At 25.4% G+C, this 24488-nt stretch carries 17 protein-coding genes; 10 read left to right on the plus strand and 7 right to left on the minus strand.

Annotation, left to right across the window (positions count from 1 at the left end; translation table 11 throughout):
* Positions 1 to 6 precede the first annotated feature (6 nt).
* Positions 7 to 888, minus strand: a complete 882-nt coding sequence (locus APCICUMA2628_RS00465) for a glycine--tRNA ligase subunit alpha (RefSeq protein WP_154027176.1) — start codon at positions 886 to 888, stop codon at positions 7 to 9.
* 246 nt (positions 889 to 1134) lie between these two features.
* Between APCICUMA2628_RS00465 and nfo the strand changes: the two genes are divergently transcribed.
* The 3 genes from nfo (at position 1135) to rsmA (ending at position 3698) form a co-directional block, all read left to right on the plus strand.
* Positions 1135 to 2004 carry a deoxyribonuclease IV gene (gene nfo / locus APCICUMA2628_RS00470; protein WP_154027179.1) on the plus strand — a complete coding sequence of 290 codons (870 nt, stop codon included), beginning with the start codon at positions 1135 to 1137 and terminating at the stop codon, positions 2002 to 2004.
* Between the two features lie 121 nt (positions 2005 to 2125).
* Complete coding sequence (gene rplY, locus APCICUMA2628_RS00475) at positions 2126 to 2431, plus strand: 50S ribosomal protein L25 (protein WP_154027183.1); 306 nt, start codon at positions 2126 to 2128, stop codon at positions 2429 to 2431.
* Between the two features lie 451 nt (positions 2432 to 2882).
* Positions 2883 to 3698, plus strand: coding sequence for a 16S rRNA (adenine(1518)-N(6)/adenine(1519)-N(6))-dimethyltransferase RsmA (rsmA, locus tag APCICUMA2628_RS00480; protein WP_154027186.1), 816 nt, complete (start codon positions 2883 to 2885; stop codon positions 3696 to 3698).
* Positions 3699 to 4036: 338 nt separating this feature from the next.
* On the opposite strand, the gene carB is transcribed toward rsmA, so the two are convergent.
* The 4 genes from carB to ileS form a co-directional block, all read right to left on the minus strand.
* A complete protein-coding gene (gene carB, locus APCICUMA2628_RS00485; protein ID WP_154027189.1) occupies positions 4037 to 7258 on the minus strand; it encodes a carbamoyl-phosphate synthase large subunit in 3222 nt (1073 codons plus the stop codon).
* Positions 7251 to 8369 carry a glutamine-hydrolyzing carbamoyl-phosphate synthase small subunit gene (gene carA / locus APCICUMA2628_RS00490; protein WP_154027191.1) on the minus strand — a complete coding sequence of 373 codons (1119 nt, stop codon included), beginning with the start codon at positions 8367 to 8369 and terminating at the stop codon, positions 7251 to 7253. Before carA ends, carB begins: the two co-directional genes overlap by 8 nt.
* Positions 8370 to 8441: 72 nt before the next feature.
* Positions 8442 to 9275 carry a 4-hydroxy-tetrahydrodipicolinate reductase gene (gene dapB, locus APCICUMA2628_RS00495; RefSeq protein ID WP_154027194.1) on the minus strand — a complete coding sequence of 278 codons (834 nt, stop codon included), beginning with the start codon at positions 9273 to 9275 and terminating at the stop codon, positions 8442 to 8444.
* A gap of 218 nt (positions 9276 to 9493) precedes the next feature.
* Entirely contained in the window at positions 9494 to 12331 is a 2838-nt protein-coding gene (ileS, locus tag APCICUMA2628_RS00500) for an isoleucine--tRNA ligase (protein WP_154027199.1), read from the minus strand.
* A 440-nt stretch (positions 12332 to 12771) separates the two neighbouring features.
* Here ileS and rpsT point away from each other — a divergent pair, with 440 nt between their 5' ends.
* Positions 12772 to 13035, plus strand: coding sequence for a 30S ribosomal protein S20 (rpsT, locus tag APCICUMA2628_RS00505; RefSeq protein ID WP_154027202.1), 264 nt, complete (start codon positions 12772 to 12774; stop codon positions 13033 to 13035).
* 90 nt (positions 13036 to 13125) lie between these two features.
* Here the strand turns inward: rpsT and dnaJ are convergent, their stop codons facing one another.
* Complete coding sequence (gene dnaJ, locus APCICUMA2628_RS00510) at positions 13126 to 14268, minus strand: molecular chaperone DnaJ (RefSeq protein ID WP_154027204.1); 1143 nt, start codon at positions 14266 to 14268, stop codon at positions 13126 to 13128.
* A 137-nt stretch (positions 14269 to 14405) separates the two neighbouring features.
* Entirely contained in the window at positions 14406 to 16325 is a 1920-nt protein-coding gene (gene dnaK, locus APCICUMA2628_RS00515) for a molecular chaperone DnaK (protein WP_154027207.1), read from the minus strand.
* A 385-nt stretch (positions 16326 to 16710) separates the two neighbouring features.
* Between dnaK and ndhC the strand changes: the two genes are divergently transcribed.
* From ndhC to nuoG, 6 genes are all read left to right on the plus strand, one after another.
* The gene (gene ndhC, locus APCICUMA2628_RS00520; protein ID WP_154027210.1) at positions 16711 to 17082 is read left to right on the plus strand and encodes an NADH-quinone oxidoreductase subunit A; all 372 of its coding nucleotides are present in this window, start codon (positions 16711 to 16713) and stop codon (positions 17080 to 17082) included.
* A 131-nt stretch (positions 17083 to 17213) separates the two neighbouring features.
* Positions 17214 to 17891 (plus strand): NuoB/complex I 20 kDa subunit family protein, encoded by a 678-nt coding sequence (locus APCICUMA2628_RS00525; RefSeq protein WP_154027213.1) that lies wholly within the window; start codon positions 17214 to 17216, stop codon positions 17889 to 17891.
* Between the two features lie 122 nt (positions 17892 to 18013).
* Positions 18014 to 19816, plus strand: coding sequence for an NADH-quinone oxidoreductase subunit C/D (nuoC, locus tag APCICUMA2628_RS00530; RefSeq protein ID WP_154027216.1), 1803 nt, complete (start codon positions 18014 to 18016; stop codon positions 19814 to 19816).
* A 32-nt stretch (positions 19817 to 19848) separates the two neighbouring features.
* Positions 19849 to 20319 (plus strand): NADH-quinone oxidoreductase subunit NuoE, encoded by a 471-nt coding sequence (gene nuoE, locus APCICUMA2628_RS00535; RefSeq protein ID WP_154027219.1) that lies wholly within the window; start codon positions 19849 to 19851, stop codon positions 20317 to 20319.
* A complete protein-coding gene (gene nuoF, locus APCICUMA2628_RS00540; protein WP_154027222.1) occupies positions 20316 to 21638 on the plus strand; it encodes an NADH-quinone oxidoreductase subunit NuoF in 1323 nt (440 codons plus the stop codon). The genes nuoE and nuoF overlap by 4 nt, the downstream gene beginning before the upstream one ends.
* Before the next feature lie 109 nt (positions 21639 to 21747).
* Positions 21748 to 24486, plus strand: a complete 2739-nt coding sequence (gene nuoG, locus APCICUMA2628_RS00545) for an NADH-quinone oxidoreductase subunit NuoG (protein WP_154027224.1) — start codon at positions 21748 to 21750, stop codon at positions 24484 to 24486.
* The last annotated feature ends 2 nt before the right edge of the window (positions 24487 to 24488 follow it).

The raw sequence follows: 24488 nt of genomic DNA on the forward strand, positions 1-24488 counted from the left end.
TTTTTTTTACTCTTTATTTTGATTAAAAATATATTTTTTGGCAATTTTTTTAATTTTTTTTCGTATATTTAAGATATGATCTGTTCGATCAGTAGTTGATAAAACTTTTTTACAATCTAGTAAATTAAAATAGTGAATAGCGTATAACATATGTTCATATGCTGGAATAAGGACCGGATTAACGTTTTTGATTAATCGATTTGCTTCTTGTATATGTAATTGAAATAATTGTAGTATGCATGAAGTATTTGATAATTCAAAGTTATAATGTGAATTTTCTTTTTCATGATCTAGAAATATATCAGCATATTTAATTATATTAGTAGTATGTACATCCCATAATATATCATAAATATTTTGTACATTTTGTATATGCATAGCAATTCTTTCTAATCCGTACGTTATTTCAACAGTAGGTTCATTACAATTAATTCCACCCATTTGTTGAAAATATGTAATTTGTGTTATTTCCATACCATTTAACCATATTTCCCATCCTAATCCAGACGCTCCTAAAGTTGGGTTTTCCCAATTGTCTTCTATAAATCTAATGTCATTATTTTTTATGTCAATACCAATGTTTTGTAAAGAAGATAAATATATTTTTTGAATATTATTAGGTGTAGGTTTAATAATGACTTGAAATTGATAATAATGCTGTAGTCGATTAGGATGATTTGTATAACGTCCATCTGAAGGTCGTCTAGACGGTTGTAAATAAGCAATAGAAGAAGATTTTTTTTTTAAAATATTAAAAAAAGTATGATGATGGAAGGTTCCTGCTCCTACAGAAATATCTAATGGTTCTAAAATTACGCATTTTTTTTGATGCCAAAAATTTTTTAATAGTTTTATGATTTCATAGAATGTATGAATATGTGTTGACATAATTTTTTTTATTTTATTTATAATGTTTTTAAAATTATTCAATATATCATTGAAGTTAGAAGTAAGTATATTGTTTTTGATGTATTTTTTTAATAAATTTTTTTTATATTAATAATATTTTTTTATTATAAAAATAATTTTTTTAATTATATTAATTATTATAATCAATCTAGTATATCTATACTAGATTTATTTTTTTTTATTATAAAATATTAATATTAACAAGAATAGGAATAATATATTTTAATGACATATATAGGCGCGCATGTTAGTTCCCAAGGGGGAGTAGAAAAATCTATATTACGAGCGCATCAATTAGGTGCAACAGCTTTTTCATTATTTTTAAATAATCCATTGCGTTGGAATCATTCTTCTTTGACAAATAAAATAGTGAATAATTTTCATAAAAATTGTAAGATATATGGTTACTCTTCTTTACAAATTTTACCACATAGTAGTTTTTTGATAAATTTAGGTCATCCAGATAAAAATATGAATAAAAAATCGTGTTATGCTTTTATTCATGAAATCAATTGCTGTTATCAATTAGGATTGATAATGATTAATATTCATCCGGGTAGTTATTTATATCAAATTACAGAACAAAAATGTTTAGAAATTATTTCTGATTCTATTAATTTTGTGTTAAATCAAACGCGTAAAGTAGTAATTGTTTTAGAAAATACGGCGGGTCAGGGAAGTAATGTAGGTTATTGTTTTGAACATTTAGCTTTTATTATTAATAAAATTGAAGATAAATCTAGAATAGGTGTGTGTTTAGATATTTGTCATTTATTTGCTGCAGGATATCAATTAAATGATACAGATATTTTTTTAGATACATTTAAAAAATTTAATACTTTAATAGGATTAAAATATTTGTATGGTATTCATATGAATGATTCTAAAGGTAAATGTAACAGTCGTTTAGATCGTCATCATAACTTGGGTTATGGAAAAATAGAAAAACATGTTTTTTCTAAGATTGTTCAAATAACTGAATTTCAAAATATACCTATAATTCTGGAAACTAAAAACATAACTATGTGGAAAAATGAAATACTTTGGTTACAACAACAATCTTTGTTATGTCAAAAAAGTATTTTAAAAAAATAAAATAGTATTTGTACTATATATACGATATCATATAAATGATAAATTTTTTTTTAAAATGAAAGTATTGATATAATTTAGTGTATTAAAAAATTGAAAATTAATTGTATTAATAAGGTTATATATGATAACATTAAATGCTGTTCACCGTTATGGAAAAGGTACACATAATAGTCGTTACATGCGTAAAGTACATTGTAAGATTCCAGGAATAATATATGGTAAAGAATTTTTAGAGAAAGAATTATTAATTTTATTAGAACATGATATCGTGTTTAATTTACAAAAAAATAGCAATTTTTTTTCTCAAAAATTATTAATTAATCTAGATAAAAAAAAATTTTGTGTTATTGTTAAAGATATTCAATATCATGCGTTTAAATCTATTTTATTACATATAGATTTCTTATATGTTAATGAAAATATATAATAAATAATTTTATAATTAAACATTTATCGGTACGTATTTAAAAAATATTAAATTATAAAAATTATTATTTTAAATACGCGCCGGTTATTTTAAATATCTTGGATATGATGAATATCATCTATTTTGAATGTATCTTTAGATATATTATTATCATGAATATAGATATAATTATTTATAAAATCTATAAAATCTTTAGTTAAATACATATTTAATATATTTTTATATATAAAATATAAAATATTGATTTTTAATATCACCATTAATAATAATCGCAAACATAGTTTAGTATCTTAATTTAAGTATATTAAAGGTATATTTTTTCAAGTAATGAATTTTATTATAGTTATTGACATAATAATTATGTCTATATGATATACATTTCATAATTTTATTAAATATATATCAATAGTTTTATTATGTAAATATAGTTTAATATTTATAAGGTATATTAATGAATAGGTTTACATATGAACGACACATTCCTGTTAAACGATTTGGACAAAATTTTTTAAAAAATAAAACTATTATTAATACAATAATACAAAAGATGCATTTAAAAACTATTGATTCAGTCATTGAAATTGGACCTGGCTTAGGTGCATTAACATTTCCAATTTGTAATATCGTAGAAAAAATTACAGTTTTAGAAATAGATGAAAATATCATATTTTTATTATTAAAAAGTAAGTATTATAAACATGTTAAAATGATTTTAACTGATGTTATAAAATTTGATTTTCATTACTTTTTTTCTTTAAATACAAGTATTTTATATCGCTTGATAGGTAATTTACCATACAACATTGCTACTTGTTTACTAATAAATTTAATTCAATATAATGTATATATATTTGATATGCATTTCATGTTTCAAAAAGAAGTGGCGCATAGATTATTAGCAATTCCGGGTAATAAGAAGTACGGTAAATTAAGTGTTCTTGCTCAATATTTTTATAAAATTATTCCTGTTCTTGATGTAGATAGATATAATTTTTTTCCTGCTCCTAAAGTAGATTCTGTTTTTTTACGATTTATTCCATATAATAAATTTAATCAAAATAAAATAAATCGATATTTTTTTGCTTTAGAACAAATTACCCGCATGGCATTTCAACACCGACGTAAATTTTTAATTAATAATTTGTCTAAATTATTTTCCGAAAAAACATTATTAAAATTTAATATTAATCCGTTTTTAAGAGCAGAAGATGTTTCGATACATCAATATTATTTATTAGCAAAAAATTTTTTAAAGTTATACGTTTAAATATCAGTTATATCACTATATATAGTACATAGTTATTTATGGAGATATTCTTAATAGATACATAAGATCTATAAGATATATGATTTATTATCAAGATATATTTGTATGTAATATAATTTTTACTATTATGAAATTTTTTAAACAGGTATTATTTTAAATAATATTAAATATTAGTATTTATCATGACTTAATACATATATTTATTAAATAATAAAATATTTTTATATTAATAAAAATAAAGTTATATTTTAAACAAATATGTTAAGAATATTTTTGTTATTAATTAAATTATTAATTAGTAGAAATATTACGATATTGATTCTTTATTAAAATTATTTTTAATTTATATCTTGTAAACATATTATTGGATATTTTCCAACATGTTGTAACGCAGCGATAGTAGCACGAGCTCCGTTTAAAGTAGAATCATAATGTATTTTATAGTTCAGTGCTGCTTTTCGTATTGCGCGAGTTTCTTTATTTTTTTTATTGTCTATTGATGTATTTATTATATAGATATATTTTTTATTTTTAATAAAATCTTGTATATTAGGTCTGCCTGCATAAATTTTATTAACTAATTTTACCGGAATTCCTTGGTTTTTTATTTTTAAATATGTTCCTGAAGTTGCTTCTAAATTAAATTTTAGTTTTTTTAATTTTATAGCAATATCAATAATTAAATTTTTATCCTTGTTTTGAACAGATAATAAAACTGTTCCATTATTTTTAATAATAGCGGATATTCCAAGCATAGCTTTATAAAAAGCTAATGAAAAATTTTTACCGATACCCATAACTTCTCCCGTAGATCGCATTTCCGGTCCTAAAAAAGGATTTGCTTCAGGAAATTTATTAAACGGAAGTACTACTTCTTTTACAGAAAAATTTTTTGGTCGAATAGTTTTGATTTTTTTTTGCTTTAATAAATTTTTTCCGCATATAACGCGCATGGCTATTTTAGCTAATGGTACACCAATAGCTTTTGATACAAACGGAATGGTTCGAGAAGCTCTCGGATTTACTTCTAAGATGAATATTTTTTTATTTTTAATAGCAAATTGAATATTAATAAGTCCTAATACATTTAAATTAAGAGCTAAAATTTTTGTTTGACGTTTTATTTCTTGTTCTGTGTTAAAATCTACTGTATGAACAGGTAACGTGCATGCAGAATCTCCCGAGTGTATTCCTGCAGGCTCTATATGTTCCATAACGCCGCCAATAAAAACATTTTTTTTATCACAGATAGCATCTACGTCTATTTCGATAGCATTATCTAAATATTGATCTAATAAAATAGATTGGTTTTTTGACTGACGATCGCGATTTAAAAAATATTTCATAAGATGATTATCATCATAGATTATTTCCATATCTCGTCCACCTAGTACATATGAAGGGCGTACAATTATTGGATATCCTATATGATTAGATTTTTTTAATGCTTCTTTTATATTACGTGCTGTATCATTTTTTGGTTGTTTTAATTGTAGTTTATAAATAATTCTTTGAAATTTTTTTCTATTTTCGGCTATATCAATATATTTTGGTTGTGTTCCTAATATATTAATTCCTTCTTGTTGAAAATATGTAGCTAATTTTAATGGTGTTTGACCTCCGTATTGAATTACAACGCCTAGTGGTTTTTCAATACGTACAATTTCTAAGATTTCTTCTAACGCAATAGGTTCAAAATATAATCTATCAGATATATCATAATCTGTAGATACTGTTTCGGGATTACAGTTAATCATAATTGTTTCATATTTATCTTTTTTTAAGATTTGTGATGCATGTACACAACAATAATCAAATTCGATACCTTGTCCAATTCTATTAGGTCCACTACCAAGGATTATAACTTTTTTTAAATTTTTTGTAGCATAAGCTTCACATTCATCTTCCCAAGTAGAATACATATATGCAGTATTTGTAAAAAATTCGGCCGAACAAGTATCTATACGTTTGTATGTTGGATGTAATTTTAATTTATATCTTTTTTTACGTATGTCGTGTTCTTGAACATTAATTAATTGAGAAATACGTAAATCTGAAAATCCTTTTGTTTTTAAATATTTTAATTCCGAATAATTTAAATCAGATAATTTTTTATATTTTATTTTTTCTTCAATAAGGATTAAGTCTTGTATTTGTCGTAAAAACCATTTATCTATGAATGTTAATTTATAAATTTTATTTACGGACCATTTTGCACGAAAAGCTTCTCCTATATACCATAGCCGTTTCGGACCAGCTTCTTTTAATTCATACTGTATTTTTTTATCTTTTATTTGAATGGTATTATATTTTTGAATATTAATATTCATATCAAATCCTGTAAATCCAATTTCTAAACTTCTAATAGCTTTTTGTAATGATTCTTGGAATGTTCGGCCGATACCCATTACTTCTCCTATTGATTTCATTTGGGTAGTTAAACGATCATTGCATTTATAAAATTTTTTAAAATCAAATCTAGGCATTTTAGTTACAACATAATCAATTGAGGGTTCGAATGCTGCTGGGGTGTCATGTCCAGTAATATTATTTTTTAATTCATCTAAAGTATATCCTATTGATAATTTTGTAGAAATTCGCGCAATAGGAAAACCCGTAGCTTTTGAAGCTAAAGCTGATGATCGGGATACTCTAGGATTCATTTCAATAACTATCATTTTTCCAGTTTTTGGATGCACGGCAAATTGTACATTAGATCCGCCGCTAGTTACACCAATTTCTTTAAGAATCATAATTGCAGCATTACGCATCTTTTGATATTCTCGATCACTTAATGTTTGAGCGGGTGCAACAGTGATAGAATCTCCAGTATGGATACCCATAGGATCTATATTTTCAATAGTACAAATAACAATAAAATTATTTGATTTATCTTGTATTACTTCTAGTTCATACTCTTTCCAGCCGATTAATGATTCATCGATTAATAATTCAGATATCGGAGATAATTCTAAACCCTGTATACAAATGTTTTGAAATTCTTCATAATTATATGCAATTCCGCTACCGCTACCTCCCATAGTAAATGAAGGTCGTATAATACAAGGAAAACCAATAGATTTAATTACGGTATTTGCTTCTTCTATATTATGAGCAATACCGCATTTTGCTGTTTTTAGATTAATATTATTCATGGATTTTTCGAATAAATATCTATTTTCAGCTTTTTGAATAGATTGTATAGTAGCACCTATTAATTCTACTTGATATTTTTTTAATACACCTTTTTGATGTAATTTCAAAGCACAGTTTAAAGCAGTTTGTCCTCCCATGGTCGGTAAAATAGCATCTGGTTTTTCTTTTTTTATGATTTCTTCAATAATCTTAATATTGATAGGTTCGATATATGTTTTATCGGCTATTTCAGGATCTGTCATAATAGTAGCTGGATTGGAATTAATTAGTATTACTGTGTATCCTTCTTCTTTTAGTGCTGCGCAAGCTTGAACTCCGGAATAATCAAATTCACATGCTTGTCCGATTATAATCGGTCCAGATCCTATAATTAATACAGAGTTTATATCATGTCTTTTAGGCATTTAAAGATTCCTTGTTATGCATATTTTTAATAAAAATGTCAAATAATTTTCGAATATCATGAGTACCTGGATTAGATTCAGGATGTCCTTGAAAACTGAAAGATGGATGATTTTTTAATTTAATTCCTTGAATAGTTTTATCAAATAAGGATATATGTGTAATAACCATATTTTTTTTTATTGATTTTGCATCAATAGTAAAATTGTGATTTTGAGTAGTAATAAAGACACGTTTTGTATATAAATTTTGGACTGGATGATTAGATCCGTGGTGTCCAAATTTCATCTTAATAATCCTCGCTCCTAGAGATAATGCTAAAATTTGATGACCAAGGCAAATTCCGAATATAGGAATTGAAAAATTTAATATTTTTTTTATGTTATTAATAGATATGGAATATGATCTTGGATCACCGGGTCCGTTTGATAATAAAATTCCAGAAGGTTGTAAAGATAATATATTTTTTATAGATGTATCGGATGGAATTAAAGTAATTTGACATCCTTTTTGTTCTAATATTTTTAATATACTTTTTTTAACACCAAAATCATAGACTACAACATGGAATTTTTTTTTATTACCTATAGATTGTACGGGTATATCATTCCATTTTGTAATTTTTTTTACTCCAATAGATATAATTTTATTATTTATATTTTTATAATTTTTGATATTTTGAATAGCATTTTTGATGTTTAGATATTTTTCAGATTGTATACATCCGTATTGAGATCCTTTTTTTCGTAAAATATGAGTTAGTTTTCTTGTATCAATATTTGAGATTGCAACAATTTGATGTTTTTTTATATATTGAAATAGATTTTGTTTACTTCTAAAATTACTCTCGATAGGAGACATAGATCGAGTAATAATACCGTTGGCATGAATTTTATTAGATTCTTCGTCTGATTGATTTGTTCCTACATTACCAATATGCGGATTCGTAAATGAAATAATTTGTCCTAAATATGAAGGATCTGTTAAAATTTCTTGATATCCAGTCATAGCTGTATTAAATACTATTTCTCCAATTGTTTCACCTTCTATACCTACATTTATACCGTTAAAAACGGTACCATCTTCTAAGATTAAATTTGCTAAATTTAACAAAATATTCTCCTAATATATGATTGTTGTGAATATAAACAATATTATTATTAATACTTTATATATGGTGATTTTTTATAAAATAGGGATATTTGGAATTACATCAGACATATTGTACAAACCATTTTTTTTATTATATATCCAAATAGCTGCCTGAAGCGCTCCTTTTGCAAAAACTGATCGATTATTAGCTTTATGTATAATAGAAATTTTTTCATATTCATTAGAGAATAAAACTGTATGTTCACCGATTGTAATACCTTCTCTAATAGTTGAAAAACCAATGGTATGATTTTTTCGTATTCCGATATTTCCGTGTCGTGAAAAGATAGCCGATTTTTTAAAATTCCAATTCATTGTTTTTGAAATAATTTTACCTAATTGTAATGCAGTTCCTGATGGTGCATCGATTTTATTTCGATGATGCGATTCGATAATTTCAATATCAGAATTATTACCTAATATATGCGACATGTATTCTATTATTTTATGTATCATATTTATACCAATACTAAAATTAGGAGAATATAATATCGGAATTATTTTAGAAGCTTGTTTGATTTTATTTATTTGTAAAGAGTTAAAACCTGTCGTTCCTATAATCATTTTTTTTTTATTTTTAATACAATATTTTATCAGTTTTATTGTAGCTAAGGGCGTACTAAAATCAATTATTGTATCAAACGATGAAATATTTTTATTTTTTTTGAGGATTTTTAATGTAGTAAAAATTTTGTTTTTATTTAATAAATCATTTTGATTATTATTATCATGATATTTAATTTCTGTATTTTTAATTAATCCATATTTTAATGAAATATATTTATTTTTTTTGATTTCTTTAATTAAAATTTTTCCCATTCGACCTAATGCACCGGAAATTACGACATTAGTTTTTATATTTTTCATATTTATTATTTATCCTTTTTTTAATATATTATTTGACAATTACTGTAAATATAAATATTGATAAATTTTTTATTTATTTTAAATAAACCTATCAATATTATTATTTATATAATTTTCTTGACTACGATTTTTGTAGTATTTATTTGAATATTTTAAAATAATTATTATTTTTAATTTATAATAATAATTATTTTTATAAATAAAATATATGTAAATTTTTATAAAAAAATGTGTTTTTTTTCTGTTTGATTGATATTTGTTATACATTTATAACAATAGTTCATATTATGGTTTATAATATGATTTCTTTTTGAATAGTGCCAACATCTTGGACATTTTAATTTATTACTTTTCTTAATTATAACTTTTAAGTATTTTATACTATTACTACAGTAAGCTATTTTTGGAGCAGAAGAATATTTGTGTAGTTGCGTTTCAGAAACTAAAAATATATATTTTAGTTCATTATGAAAGGATAAAAGTAATTTAAATAATTTTTTATTTACAAATAATATTAATATTATTTCTAATGAATTACGTATATATTTATTTTTTTTCGCTTGTTCTATATAATTATTTATTTCATGTCGTATAGTAAATATTTTTTTCCAGAAAAATATATTATAAGGAATATTCTTCGATAGCGGTTTTATTTTTTTAAACCATTTTTCAGTAAATATAGAGTTTTTTTGTTTATTATTTAAATAATTCCAAGCTTCTTCTGAAGTAAAAGATAATATAGGAGAAATCCATCGTATAAGAGAATTTAATATATAAAATATTGTTGTTTGGCTACTTCGTCTTTCTACACTATTACTGTGCTGAGTATATAATCGATCTTTAATGAGTTCTAAATAACAAGATCCTAATTTAATAGAACAAAAATTAATAATTTTTTGTATTACGTTGTGAAAGTTATAATTGGAATAATTTTTAATAATTTTTTTTTGATATTGATATGTGGTGTGTATAATCCATTGATCTAGTAATAACATTTTTTCATATTTTACGGTATGAATGTGTTTTTTAAAATCAAAAATATTAGAAAATAAAAATCGAATTGTGTTTCTAATTCTTCTATAATGATCAGAAATTTGTTCTAATATTTTATTAGAAATAGATATGTCACTAGTATAATTTGTATAAGCTGTCCATAATCTTAAAATATCTGCTCCCCATTTTTTAATAATGTCTTTAGGTTTTTTATTATTTTTTAAAGATTTAGACATTTTTTGACCATATTTATTAAGAACAAATCCATGAGTAAGTACTGATTTGTAGGGAGCGCGGTTTTTAGTAATTACTGATGTAATTAATGATGACATAAACCAACCTCGATGTTGATCTGATCCTTCTAAATATAAGTTAGCTTGATAATTTAATTTATTATCGATATTGTTTTTATATATTTTGAGTTGATGGTTTGATCCTGATTCAAACCATACATCAAGGACATCATTGATTTTATCATACATATTAGCATTTTCTTTTAACCACGTGTCTGTATTAGACTTCCACCATATGTCATAACCGTATAATTGAATTTTTTTTGCTATTTTTTTCATTATAGAAATAGTATCAGGATGTAATTGTCCAGTATGTTTATGAATAAAGAACGGAATTGGTATACCCCAAGTTCTTTGTCTAGAAATACACCAATCTGGTCTATTTTTTAACATTATTTTCATTTTATTTTTTCCCCACTGCGGAATCCATAAAACTTTTTCAATTTCTTTTATAAATTTTTCTTGTAATAATAAATTATTTAACTTGATAAACCATTGCGGTGTAGTACGTAAAATGACAGGTTTTTTATGACGCCAACAGTGTGGATAAGAATGTTGAATAGTTTCTAAAAAAAATATTTTTTTATTATTACTTAATAATTTTAAAATTATGTTTTCTTTATTAAATATATGAATTTTATTTAACGAATGGCATGTTGGTAGATTATAAAATCCATACGAATTAACGGTATGATTAGGTTTTATATGATATTTTTTACATGCGATAAAATCTTCATATCCATGGTCTGGAGACATATGAACCGCTCCAGTTCCTAAGTCATTAGATACATGTTCAGATGATATAATCGGAACAAAAATATTTAAAAATGGATGTATACATTGTAAATTTTCTAGTTTTTTTCCTTTTATATCACCGAGGATAGTCCAATCTTTTACATTAATTTTTTTAGTTATATTTTTTATTAATTTTTTTTCACAAATATAATAATTTTTTTTTATTTTTATTAATTGATAATGTAAGTGCGGATTAATAGCAATAGCTTGACATGTCGGTAATGTCCAAGGAGTTGTAGTAAAAATAACAATGGAAATTTTAGCGATAAGATCTATTTTTTTTTTTATATTTTTATAGAATTTTATTTTTAATAAATTAATATTTTTTATTAGAAATAAAACGTAAAGAGATAACGAATTTTTTTTTTGATATTCTATTTCAGCTTCAGCTAAAGAAGATTGACAATGAAAACACCAATGAATAGGTTTTAAATCACGATAAATATATCCTTTTTTAACAATTTTTGTTAATACATTTATTGTATTAGCTTGATTTTTATAATCTAAAGTTAAGTTTATATTTTTCCAATCCGCAAGAATTCCTAACCTGATAAAATCTTTTTTTTGTTTGTTAACTTGTTCTAATACATATTTACGGCATATTTCTCGAAATTGATGTGGATTAATAGTATTTTTTTTTTTTTTTAGTATTTGTTCTACTTTTTGTTCAATAGGTAGTCCATGACAATCCCAGGAAGGAATGTATGGTGAAAAAAATCCAGACATACGCTTAGATTTTAAGATAATATCTTTTAATATTTTATTGACAGCATGACCAATATGAATATCTCCGTTAGCATAAGGTGGACCGTCATGTAAAGAAAAAATTTTTTTTTTTTTCTTATTTATATGCAAAGTATCGTATAATTTATTTTTTTTCCATTTTTTTAATATTTTTATTTCTTTAACAGCTAAGTTAGCTTGCATAGGAAATTTTGTTTTAGGTAAATTCAAAGATTCTTTAATTTTATTCATACGTAGCTCATAGTAAATTAGTAGATATATTGTTATGGAGTAACATAAAAAAAAATTATCTCATTATTAATAAGCATTTTATTATTATTTTCAAATAAATATTTAAAATAATAATATTTATTAAAAATTTTAATTATAAATAATAATATATAAATAATTACAATATTAATATAAATATATATAGATATATATCTATATATATTTGTTATAATAATTAATAATATATTTTTATTTATATAGTTAATAATATTGTTTTAATATAAATTAATACTATTTTAACATGAATAATAATATATATTTTATATATATTTTATATATATAAAATATATATAGTTGAGTTGTGTACTTTATAAATAAAAATTTATATTTTCAATATTATTCAATTTTTAAATATAAATAATTTTTTATTAATAGTATTTGTATATGAGGATATGATCATTATGGCTAATATAAAAGCATCTAAAAAACATGTAATTGTTTCCGAAAAACGTAGACAAAGTAATTGTAGTAAACGGTCTACTATTAAAACTTTTATAAAAAAGATATATTTTTTTATTAAAAAAAAAGACAAAGAAAAAGCGTATCAAACATTTTGTATATTACAATCTATGATTGATAGATATGCTTTAAAAGGTATTTTGCACGTTAATAAAGCTGCTAGACAAAAATCTATATTAATGAAATGTATTAAACAGATTGTTTAATATAACTATATTATTTTATACATAAACTTAAATAAGTATTGCATCTATTATATCTAGATAGATCGCAATACCCCCCTATTAATAATTATTTTATTGCGTAAGATTATCAAAAAATCTTTTAACACTATCAAAAAATCTTTTTGATTGTGGGCTATGATTTTCTCCTTTAACTTCACCAAAGCTTTTTCCTAATTTCTGTAATAATTTTTTTTGAAATTCATTTAATTTTACTGGTGTTTCTACTATTATTTTACATAATAGATCTCCTGGGTATCCTTTTCGTACTGATTTTACACCTTTACCTCGTATTCGAAATGATTTACCTGATTGTGTTTCAGAAGGTATTTTAAGTTTAACTCTTCCCGTTAATGTAGGTACTTCTATTTCTCCGCCTAAGGCAGCTATAGTAAAGTTAATAGGAACATGACAGTGTAAATTATTTTCTTTTCTAATAAAAATAGGATGTTTTTTTACTGTAATTTGTATATATAAATCTCCTGATTGAGCGCCGCATTGACCTGCCTCGCCTTCATTGTTTAATCGAATACGATCATTTGTGTCAACTCCTGCCGGAATTTTAATAGATAATTTTTTGGATATTTTTATTCTACCTTGTCCATAACATATTTTGCATGGATTTTTTATAACTGTTCCACTACCTTGACAAGTTGAACATGTTTGTTGTACGCTAAAAAATCCTTTTCTCATTTGTATGTGTCCGTGACCATTACAATGCGAACATGTTTGCGGTGTTGCGCCATACGCCGATCCTTGTCCAGAGCATGATTTACAGGTATTTAAGGTAGGAATGGTAATGTTTTTAGTAGTTCCTTGTACGGCTTCTTCTAATGTAATAGAGATATTATATTGTAAATCAGACCCTTTTTTTTTAGAATTTGTTCTGTTATTACCAAATATATCACCAAAAACATCACCGAATATATCATTTAAATCGGATGTTGAGCTTGTAAAACTACTGTGAAAACCACCGCTAGTGCCATGATTTTGTTCAAAGGCCGCATGTCCATATTCATCATATGCACTTCTTTTTTTAGGATCGTTAAGAATTTCATATGCTTGTTTAACTTCTTTAAATTTTTCTTCTGCTATTTTATTTCCTGGATTACGATCAGGGTGATATTTTATAGCGAGTTTCTTATAAGCTCTTTTTATTTCGCGTTCGTTAGCAGAATTAGAAACCTCTAAAATTTTATAGTAATCTTGTTGTGTCATAATTTATTTTGATTCCTGATATTATAAGTATAAATGGGTGCAGATATAATTTTCTACACCCTTGATATAGAATAGAATATTCTGATGATAATTAGATAATTTAAATAAATAAATATTTTAAATTGTTTCTTTGTAAATTATTTATTTTTATCTTTTTCTTTAATTTCTTCAAACTCTGCATCTACTACATTTTCTTTATTTATATTGTTGTCTTCTTGAGTATCAGGAGAAGGATTATTATTATTATTTTTTAAGATTTCTGTTAATTTTAAATTTAATTGTAATACTTGTTGTATATTTTTTTCAATTTCTTCTTTATTTTCACCTTTCAAAGAAAGATCTAATTTTTGTAAAGATTTTTCAATATCTGATTTTGTTGTTGAATCAATTTTTTCTTTACATTCTGATAATTGTTTTTTTGTATTATGAGAAATTTGATCACCTTGATTTCTAACTTTTATTAATTCTTCAAATTGTAAATCTTTTTCAGAATTTTCTTGAGCTTCATTAATCATTTTGTTAATTTCATCTTTATTTAATCCAGATGAAGATTGTATAGTTATTTTTTGTTCTTTTCCGGTTGTTTTATCTTTTGCTGAAACATGCAAGATACCATCTGCATCAATATCAAAAGTAACTTCTATTTGCGGAATTCCGCGAGGAGCTGCTTGAATACCATCTAAATTAAATTGTCCTAGAGATTTATTATCAATAGCTCGTTTTCTTTCTCCTTGTAAGACATGTATGGTAACAGCAGATTGATTATCTTCAGCGGTTGAAAATACTTGGCTATGCTTAGTAGGAATGGTTGTATTTTTATTAATTAACGGAGTCATGATTCCACCCATTGTTTCAATTCCTAAAGATAATGGGGTTACGTCTAATAATAGGACATCTTTAACAGTTCCTGACAGTACTCCTCCTTGCACAGCAGCACCTACAGCGACAGCTTCGTCGGGATTAACATCTTTTCTTGGTTTTTTTCCAAAAAATTCGGCTACTTTTTTTTGTACTAAAGGCATGCGAGTTTGTCCACCTACTAAAATAATATCATTAATATCTGATATTTTTAATTTAGCATCTTTTAATGCAACTTTTAATGGTTGTATTGATTTAACTATTAAATCTTCTACTAAAGATTCTAATTTTGCTCGTGTTACTTTAATATTTAAATGTTTAGGTCCTGTAGCGTTAGCTGTAATGTAAGGTAGATTTACATCAGTTTGTTGTGTTGCAGATAGTTCGATTTTTGCTTTTTCAGCTGCTTCTTTCAATCTTTGCATTGCCAGTGGATCATTACTTAAATCCATTCCTTGTTCTTTTTTGAATTCTGAAACTAAAAAATGAATTAATCTATTATCAAAATCTTCTCCGCCTAGGTGAGTATCTCCGTTAGTAGCAAGTACTTCAAATGTTTTTTCTTTATCTACATCATCGATTTCAATAATTGAGATGTCAAAAGTTCCGCCACCTAAATCATATACAGCAATTATTCGATTACCTTTGCCTTTATCTAAACCGTACGCAAGTGCAGCTGCTGTTGGTTCATTAATAATTCTTTTGACTTCTAGTCCCGCTATTTTCCCAGCATCTTTAGTAGCTTGTCTTTGAGCATCGTTAAAATATGCTGGCACTGTAATAACAGCTTCAGTAACTGCTTCTCCTAAATAATCTTCAGCAGTTTTTTTCATTTTTTTAAGAATTTCAGCAGAAACTTGAGGAGGTGCAATATTATCTTGTTTTATTTTTAACCAAGCATCACCGTTTTTGGACTGAATAATATCATACGGCATGATTTTAATATCTCTTTGTACTTCTTCATCTTGAAATTTTCTACCCATTAATCGTTTAATTGCAAAAAGTGTATTTTTAGGATTAGTGATTGATTGTCTTTTTGCTGGTTGTCCAACTAAAATTTCGTTTTCTTTGGTATAAGCAATAATAGATGGTGTAGTACGTTCTCCTTCAGCATTTTCTAATACTTTAGCTTTATTATTATCCATAATTGCTACGCAAGAGTTTGTAGTACCTAAATCTATTCCGATAATTGATCCCATCTCAGTAATCTCCTAATTTATATTTTATATATAACTGAAAAATATTTTTAATTATTATTAGTAAGATTTTTTATAATTATTAAAAATAATATTAAATAGATAATACTAATTAAATGGGGTCAGTTTATGTAGCATCAAGGGTAAATAAAAAATATAATTATATTTTTTTAAAATAAATATTTTTAATAACTTTAAAAGTTATATTAATAATTAAAAAATTAAATTTTTTTTAGGAAAATTATAACTTTTCTTATTTATAAAATGATATACTTAATAAAATTAAAGAATAAGTCATTATTCAGATAATTAAAAATAATATTTATTATTTTGTATAGTTATTTTATATAATACAAAATTAATTAACATTTTGAGTTTATCAATATTTATGAATATAAATGATCAACATTTACGTTTTATTTTTTTTATATTTTTTAGTTTTTTATTGTGTTTTGTAATGTTAGTATGCGGATATGTATTAGGTGGTAGATCCTATTTTAAACAATCTCCAGAGCCTTTTGAATCCGGTATTGTTTCAGTAGGATCAGCTCATATGCAAGTACCCATTAAATTTTCTTTAATTGCAATTTTTTTTGTTTTATTTGATGTAGAAGTGTTATATTTATATATTTGGTCTTTAGGTGTACGAGAAGCGGGATGGATAGGATTATTAAATATTTGTTTTTTTATTCATATTTTATTAATGACATTATTTTATTTGATAAGAAATAATATATTTAAGTGGATTATTTTAAAATAAATACTTATTTATTTTAATCTTTAGTAAATTATATGTATTAATATATATTAATTAGTTATTTAAATTTTATTTAACTAAATTTACCGATTAAATTAAATAATACTGTCTGGTAATGAGAGGATTTTTTTAATATGAAGTATACTTTAACGCAAGTTAATATAAACAAAGATATATCAAAAAAATATCCATTAAGTACTTTTAAAACTGTATCAGATCCTTTAATAAAACAAATTAAAAATAATGTTTTTTTTGGTAAAATTTCTGAAGTTTTTCATAATATTATAAATTGGGGTAGAAAAAATTCTTTATGGCCTTATAATTTTGGTTTATCATGTTGTTATGTTGAAATGGTAACGGCATTTACATCTGTTCATGATATTTCTCGTTTCGGAGCTGAAGTTTTACGTATTTCTCCTAGACAGGCTGATTTTATGGTAATCGCAGGAACACCATTTATTAAAATGGCTCCAGTTATACAACGATTATATGATCAAATGTTAGAACCTAAATGGGTAATTTCAATGGGGGCTTGTGCGAATTCTGGAGGAATGTATGACGTATATTCGGTAGTTCAGGGTGTAGATAAATTTCTTCCAGTAGATATTTATATACCCGGTTGTCCACCTAGACCAGAAGCGTATATACATGCTTTAACATTATTACAAAAATCTATAGCTAAAGAACGTCGACCGTTATCTTGGATACTAGGTGATCAGGGAGTTTATAAACCGAAAATTCAATCTGAAAAAGAAAAAAAAAATGATAGAAGAATTGCAGTTATCAATATTGATTCTGATGATAGTTGTTAGTTTTTCTATAACATTAAATATTTTATTATCTAATTTTATTAGTATAAAATATTTTTATATATATAGTTAATATATTAATTACGTAAAAGCTAATTTTACTTGCAGGAATTAGATCATGTCTGATGATTATTTACAAAAAAATTTTTTTTTTAAATAAAATTAATAAAAAATTATATGATAAAAATCCTATTATTGGTTCTTTATTTAATATATTCGGAGAAAAAAATTTTTTTATTCAAAAAACTTGTTTTCCGCATCCAGTATTATGGGTTAAGAGTGTAATTTTAATACCAGTTATTAAATTTATAAAAATAAACGATATTTGTTCATATGAAATGTTATTTGATTTGCACGGAATAGATGAACGTTTACGTACAAATATTAAAGATATACCTAATACTGATTTTACAGTATTTTATCATTTTTTATCTATTAATCATAACTGCGACCTTATTTTAAAGGTAGCTTTATCAGAAAATAAATTACAATTACCAACTATTACTTCGATTTTTTTAAATGCAAATTGGTATGAACGTGAAACATGGGAAATGTTTGGTATAAAATTTATCGGGCATCCTTGTTTAATTCGTATTTTAATGCCACAAAATTGGATTGGTCATCCTTTACGAAAGGATTATACATCTCATGCCACAGAAATAGATAGTTTCTTTTTTACAAAACAAAAAGAAGATGCAGCGATGGAAGCATTACGTTTTCGTCCTGAATTGTGGGGTTTAAAACGGGATAAGTCTAATAATGTAAAATATATGTTTTTAAATTTTGGACCTAATCATCCTTCTTCACACGGAGCTTTTCGGATCATACTTCAACTATATGGAGAAAAAATAGTTAATTGTGTGCCTGATATTGGGTATCATCATCGTGGCGCAGAAAAAATCGCTGAACGACAATCTTGGCATAATTACATCCCTTACACAGATCGTATAGAATATTTAGGCGGATGTGTCAATGAAATGCCGTATATATTAGCAATAGAAAAATTAGCAGGTATTATTGTACCAGATCGCGTTCAAGTAATTAGAATCTTATTATCTGAATTATTTAGGATTAATAGTCATTTATTATTTATTTCTACATTTATTCAGGATGTTGGTAGTATGAGTACAGTATTTTTAGCATTTACTGACCGTCAAAAGATTTATGATATAATTGAATATATTACTGGTGCTCGAATGCACCCTGCTTGGTTTCGAATTGGTGGAATAGCAAAAGATTTACCCGTTAATTGGCATCGTTTATTAAAAGAATTTTTACTTTGGATGCCTAAACGTTTAAATTTTTATGTAAAATCAGCATTAAAAAATAGTATTTTAGTTTCCCGATCTGTTGGTGTAGCATCTTATAATAAAGAAGAAGCTTTATCATGGGGAATTACAGGCGCTGGATTAAGAGCAACAGGTGTAAATTTTGATGTTAGAAAAAAAAGACCGTATTCAGGTTATCAAAATTTTGATTTTGACATTCCGATCGGAGATAAGTTAAGTGATGCTTATACGCGAGTATTGTTAAAAGTTGAAGAAATTCGACAAAGTTTAAAGATATTAAAACAATGTTTATTGAATATGCCTCACGGTCCTTTTAAATCGGATCATCCTTTAACCACTCCGCCAAATAAAAAAAACTCTTTATTTCATATTGAAACAATGATTACGCATTTCTTACAGTCTTCTTGGGGTCCGGTAATGCCTGTAAATGAAAGTTTTCAAATGATAGAAGCTACTAAGGGGATTAATAGTTATTATTTAATTAGTGACGGTAATTCAACCAGTTATCGTACTCGTATTCGTACACCTAGTTTTGCTCATTTACAACAAATCCCATCTGTTATACGCGGACAATTAATTTCAGATTTAATAGTTTATCTTGGTAGTATTGATTTTGTGATGTCTGATGTAGATCGATAAATTTTTTATATATACTCAAATAAGGAAAATATGTGTTTCTTTTAAGTTCGTCAGAAATTTCTGAAATTTTATTAAAAAAAAAATCTTATCGCGATTCGCGAGCTGTATGTATTGAAGCTTTAAAGATTGTACAAAAATATAGAAAATGGGTTAGTAATGACGCAATTATAGCAATTTCTAAAATTTTATCTATTCCGGTTTGTGAAGTAGAAGGTGTTGCAACTTTTTATTGTCATATTTTTAGAAAACCGGTAGGTCATTATGTTATCCGCTACTGTGATAGCGTAGTATGTTTTATTAACGGTTATCGTAATATTGAAAATCAATTAATAACTAGTTTAGGTATAGATCCAGGAGAAACAACAAGCGATCGTCGATTTACATTATTGCCAACTTGTTGTTTAGGTGCATGTGATAGAGGTCCTGTAATATTAATTAATGAAAATTTATATACTCATCTTACTTCTACTAAGATAATAGATTTACTGGATAAACATAAATGAAACATATATTTAAAAAACCGGATACACATCCACTAACATGGCGTTTAAATGAACCTTATAAACCAGTTAATATAATAGAGTATTGTCGTACTAATGGTTATCAAGCTTTAAAAAAATCTTTAAAAAATATGAATCCTGAAGAAATAATATCTTTAGTTAAAAAATCTGGTTTAAAAGGTAGAGGAGGTGCTGGATTTCCGACGGGTACTAAATGGAGTTTAATGCCTATTAGTTCTACTGAAAAAACTAGATATTTAATTTGCAATGCTGACGAAATGGAACCCGGAACATATAAAGATAGATTTTTAATGGAATATTTACCGCATCAATTAATTGAAGGTATGATTATAAGCGCGTTTGCTTTACAATCTACATGTGGATATATTTTTTTAAGAGGTGATTATTATTTATCAGAAAAAATTTTAACACAAGCTCTTCATGAAACTTATCAAGCTGGTTTTTTAGGAAAAAATATTTTAAATAGTGGTTTTACTTTTGATTTATTTCTCCATACTGGAGCCGGTCGTTATATTTGTGGAGAAGAAACTGCATTAATAAATTCATTAGAAGGTAAACGTGCAAATCCGCGATATAAACCACCTTTTCCAGCTAATTACGGACTTTGGGGAAAACCTACATGTGTCAATAACGTTGAAACATTATCTAATATTCCTGCAATTATTTTGCATGGAGTTAACTGGTATTTAAGTTTATCTCAGAGTGTAGATTCAGGAACTAAATTATTGGGTTTTTCAGGTAGGGTAAAAACCCCAGGTTTATGGGAATTGCCACTTGGTATTACGGGCAGAGAAGTATTAGAAGATTACGCCGGTGGCATGCAAAAAAAATTAACTTTACAAGCTTGGCAACCAGGCGGAGCAGGAACTAGTTTATTGGCTTGTAATGATATTGATACAAAAATGGATTTTACTAGTTTACAAAAAATAGGCAGTCGATTAGGGACTGGTATTGCTATGGCTATAGACAATGAAATTAATATTATATCTTTATTGTTAAATTTAGAAACATTTTTTTCTCGAGAATCTTGTGGGTTTTGTACTCCGTGTCGAGAAGGATTACCTTGGATTGTAAAAATATTACAATCTTTAGAAAAAAAAAATGGATGTAAAGGTGATATTGAAACATTAGAGGAATTATGTCTACAGTTAGAGTCTGGAAAAACATTTTGCGCTCATGCTCCAGGAGCAATTTCTCCACTAAAAAGTGCAATAAAATTATTTCGTAATGATTTTAGTGGTGGAATTAGATCATATAATAAAGCTAAAAATAATATAGACATTACTTCTTTATGTGAATAATTTTTTAATGAAATAGTATGGTCGTTTATATAAACTAATATAAATAAATATTTATATAAAGTATATATTTATAGTTGTATAGTCGATATTTTAAAGCGAGTATTTTATAATGGTTAAAATTTATATTAACAAAAAAATTTTTTTTGTTAAATCTTCTTATAATGTTTTACAAGCTTGTTTATCGGTAGGAATTGATGTACCTTTTTTTTGTTGGCATCCTGCGTTAGGAAGTATTGGTTCTTGCCGGCAATGCGCAATTAAGTTATATAGAAATGATGATGATCAATCAGGATTAATTAGCATGGCGTGTATGTTAGCAGTAAAACCAGATATGAATATATCAACTACACATTCCGATGTAAGAAAATTTCAAAAAAATATTATTGAAATGATGATGTTAAATCATCCGCATGATTGTCCTGTTTGTGCAGAAGGCGGTAGTTGTCATTTACAAGATATGACAGTTTTAAACAGGCATCATATTCGACGTTATAGATTTGAAAAACGCGTTTATAGTAATCAATATTTAGGTCCTTTTATTTCGCATACTATGAATAGATGTATTACATGTTATCGTTGCGTACGTTACTATAACGATTATGCCGGAGGACAAGATTTCGGTGTATATGGTTCAAGTAATAAAATTTATTTTGGTCGATTTGAGAATGGTATTTTAGAAAGTGAATATTCTGGAAATTTGATTGATATCTGTCCGACAGGAGTTTTTACTGATAAAAGCAATACTCAGAATTTTTATCGTAAATGGGATCTACAATATTCTCCTAGTATATGTCATAATTGTAGTATTGGATGTAATATTAGTATAGGAGAGCGTTTAGGTAAATTATGTCGTATTGATAATAGATATAATAAACATTTAAATAAATATTTTTTATGTGATTTAGGTAAATTTGGATGTAATTATGTAAATTTTAATTCTACTTTAAAACCATTTAAGAGAAAAAAAAATATTGTTCAATTTTTAAATTATGCAACAGTTATTCAGTTAATTTCTAATATTCTAAGAAATTCTTCTAATAGAATATTAGGTATTGGTTCCCCACGAGCTAGTATTGAAAGTAATATGGCGTTATTTAATTTAGTAGGCAAAAATAATTTTTCTAATGGAATGTTGCCTGAATTAGACAAATGTATTACTCTAATTTCTAAAATTATAAAGAGTGGAGGTATTCATATTCCTTCTATCTCGGAAATTGAAAAATACGATGTAATATTAATTATAGGTGAAGATATTACCCAAACTGCAGCATTAGCTGCGCTCTCTGTACGTCAAGCTGTACGTGGAGTTCATTCATCTGTTTCAGATGAAAGTAATATACCAATATGGCACATTAATGCCATAAAAAATATTACGCAAGATAAAAAAAATTTACTATTTGTTATTAATGGTACTTACACTAAGTTAGATGATATTAGTAAGATTAGCTACTATGGATCTATACAGCAACAATTACAGTTTAGTACTTCAATATTTGATTGCATTGATAATAACGCACAATATGTAAAAAATAATCATGTAGATATATTTGATCAAGTTAATTTTATTGCTACAGCATTATGTAATTCTAAAAAACCATTGATTATTTCTGGTACATCATATTATGATGTTAATTTTATTAAAATATCATTTAATATTGCTAAAATATTAAAAAAAAAAGGATTGCCTGTTGGTTTAGCATTGTTTCCGCCTGCAGCTAATAGTATAGGAATTTCGTTAATTCCTAGTATTTCTTTGGATGTTATGTTTAATATAATTTATTCAAAACAAGTAAACGTTTTAATTGTTTTAGAAAATGATTTATATCGATTATATGAATCGAATTTTATTGATAAAATCATAAAAAATATTAATACGATTATAGTAATTGATCATCAAAATAATAAGACGGTAAAAAATTCTCATATTTTTTTACCATGTACTAATTTTTTTGAAAGCTCTGGAAATATCATAAATTATGAAGCTCGTGTACAACGATTTTTTAAGACTCATAATCCTAATTTTTATAAAAAAAAAATATATAAATTAGAGAGTTGGCGATGGATACATGCTATTCAATATAGCATTAATTCTTTTACATCAATTCAATCATTTACTTTAGATAAAATGATGAAGTTATGTTCTTCATTAAATCCTATTTTTAAAAAATTACAAGATTCTGCGTGTTCCGCAGATTTTAGAATTTACGGTCAAAAAATCGCTCGATCTTCTTTACGTTTTAGTGGTCGTTCTGCTACTTTTGCTGATAAAAATATACATGAACCTGTTTCTCCGGTTGATCCGGACAGTATGTTTTCTTTTTCTATGGAAGGAAATCAACAAACGGGAAATAATTTTTCTCATGTTCCATTTTTATGGTCTCCTAATTGGAATTCTAATCAATCATTATATAAATCATCAAATCATGTAAATAATCGAGCTATTGGTGTATATGACGGAATATTATTATTCAGGCATCATAAAAATAAAATTGTATCAAAATTTTTGATAAAAAAAAATAATACAAATATAATGAAAAATTCATCGTATTTTCAAATTATTCCATATTATAAGTTATTAGGTAGCGAAGAAATGAGTCATAATTATTTTACAAAAATAATGAAAACAAATATTATTTATGCCCAATTAAGTTATTCGGATGCTTCTAGATTAAAAATTAATAATGGTGAGATATTACAATTTCAGATAAATAGATATATTATGAGACTACCTGTACGGTTATCTAGGAAAATAAGTTCATTTCACATAGGTTTACCAATTGGTTGTAGTAATCTACCAACTGTTTTTTTTAATAAAGTTGCTACAAACTTAATCAAGTTTAATAAATAAAT

The sequence above is a fragment of the Buchnera aphidicola (Cinara cuneomaculata) genome (assembly GCF_900698865.1).
Taxonomy (GTDB): domain Bacteria; phylum Pseudomonadota; class Gammaproteobacteria; order Enterobacterales; family Enterobacteriaceae; genus Buchnera_F; species Buchnera_F aphidicola_AA.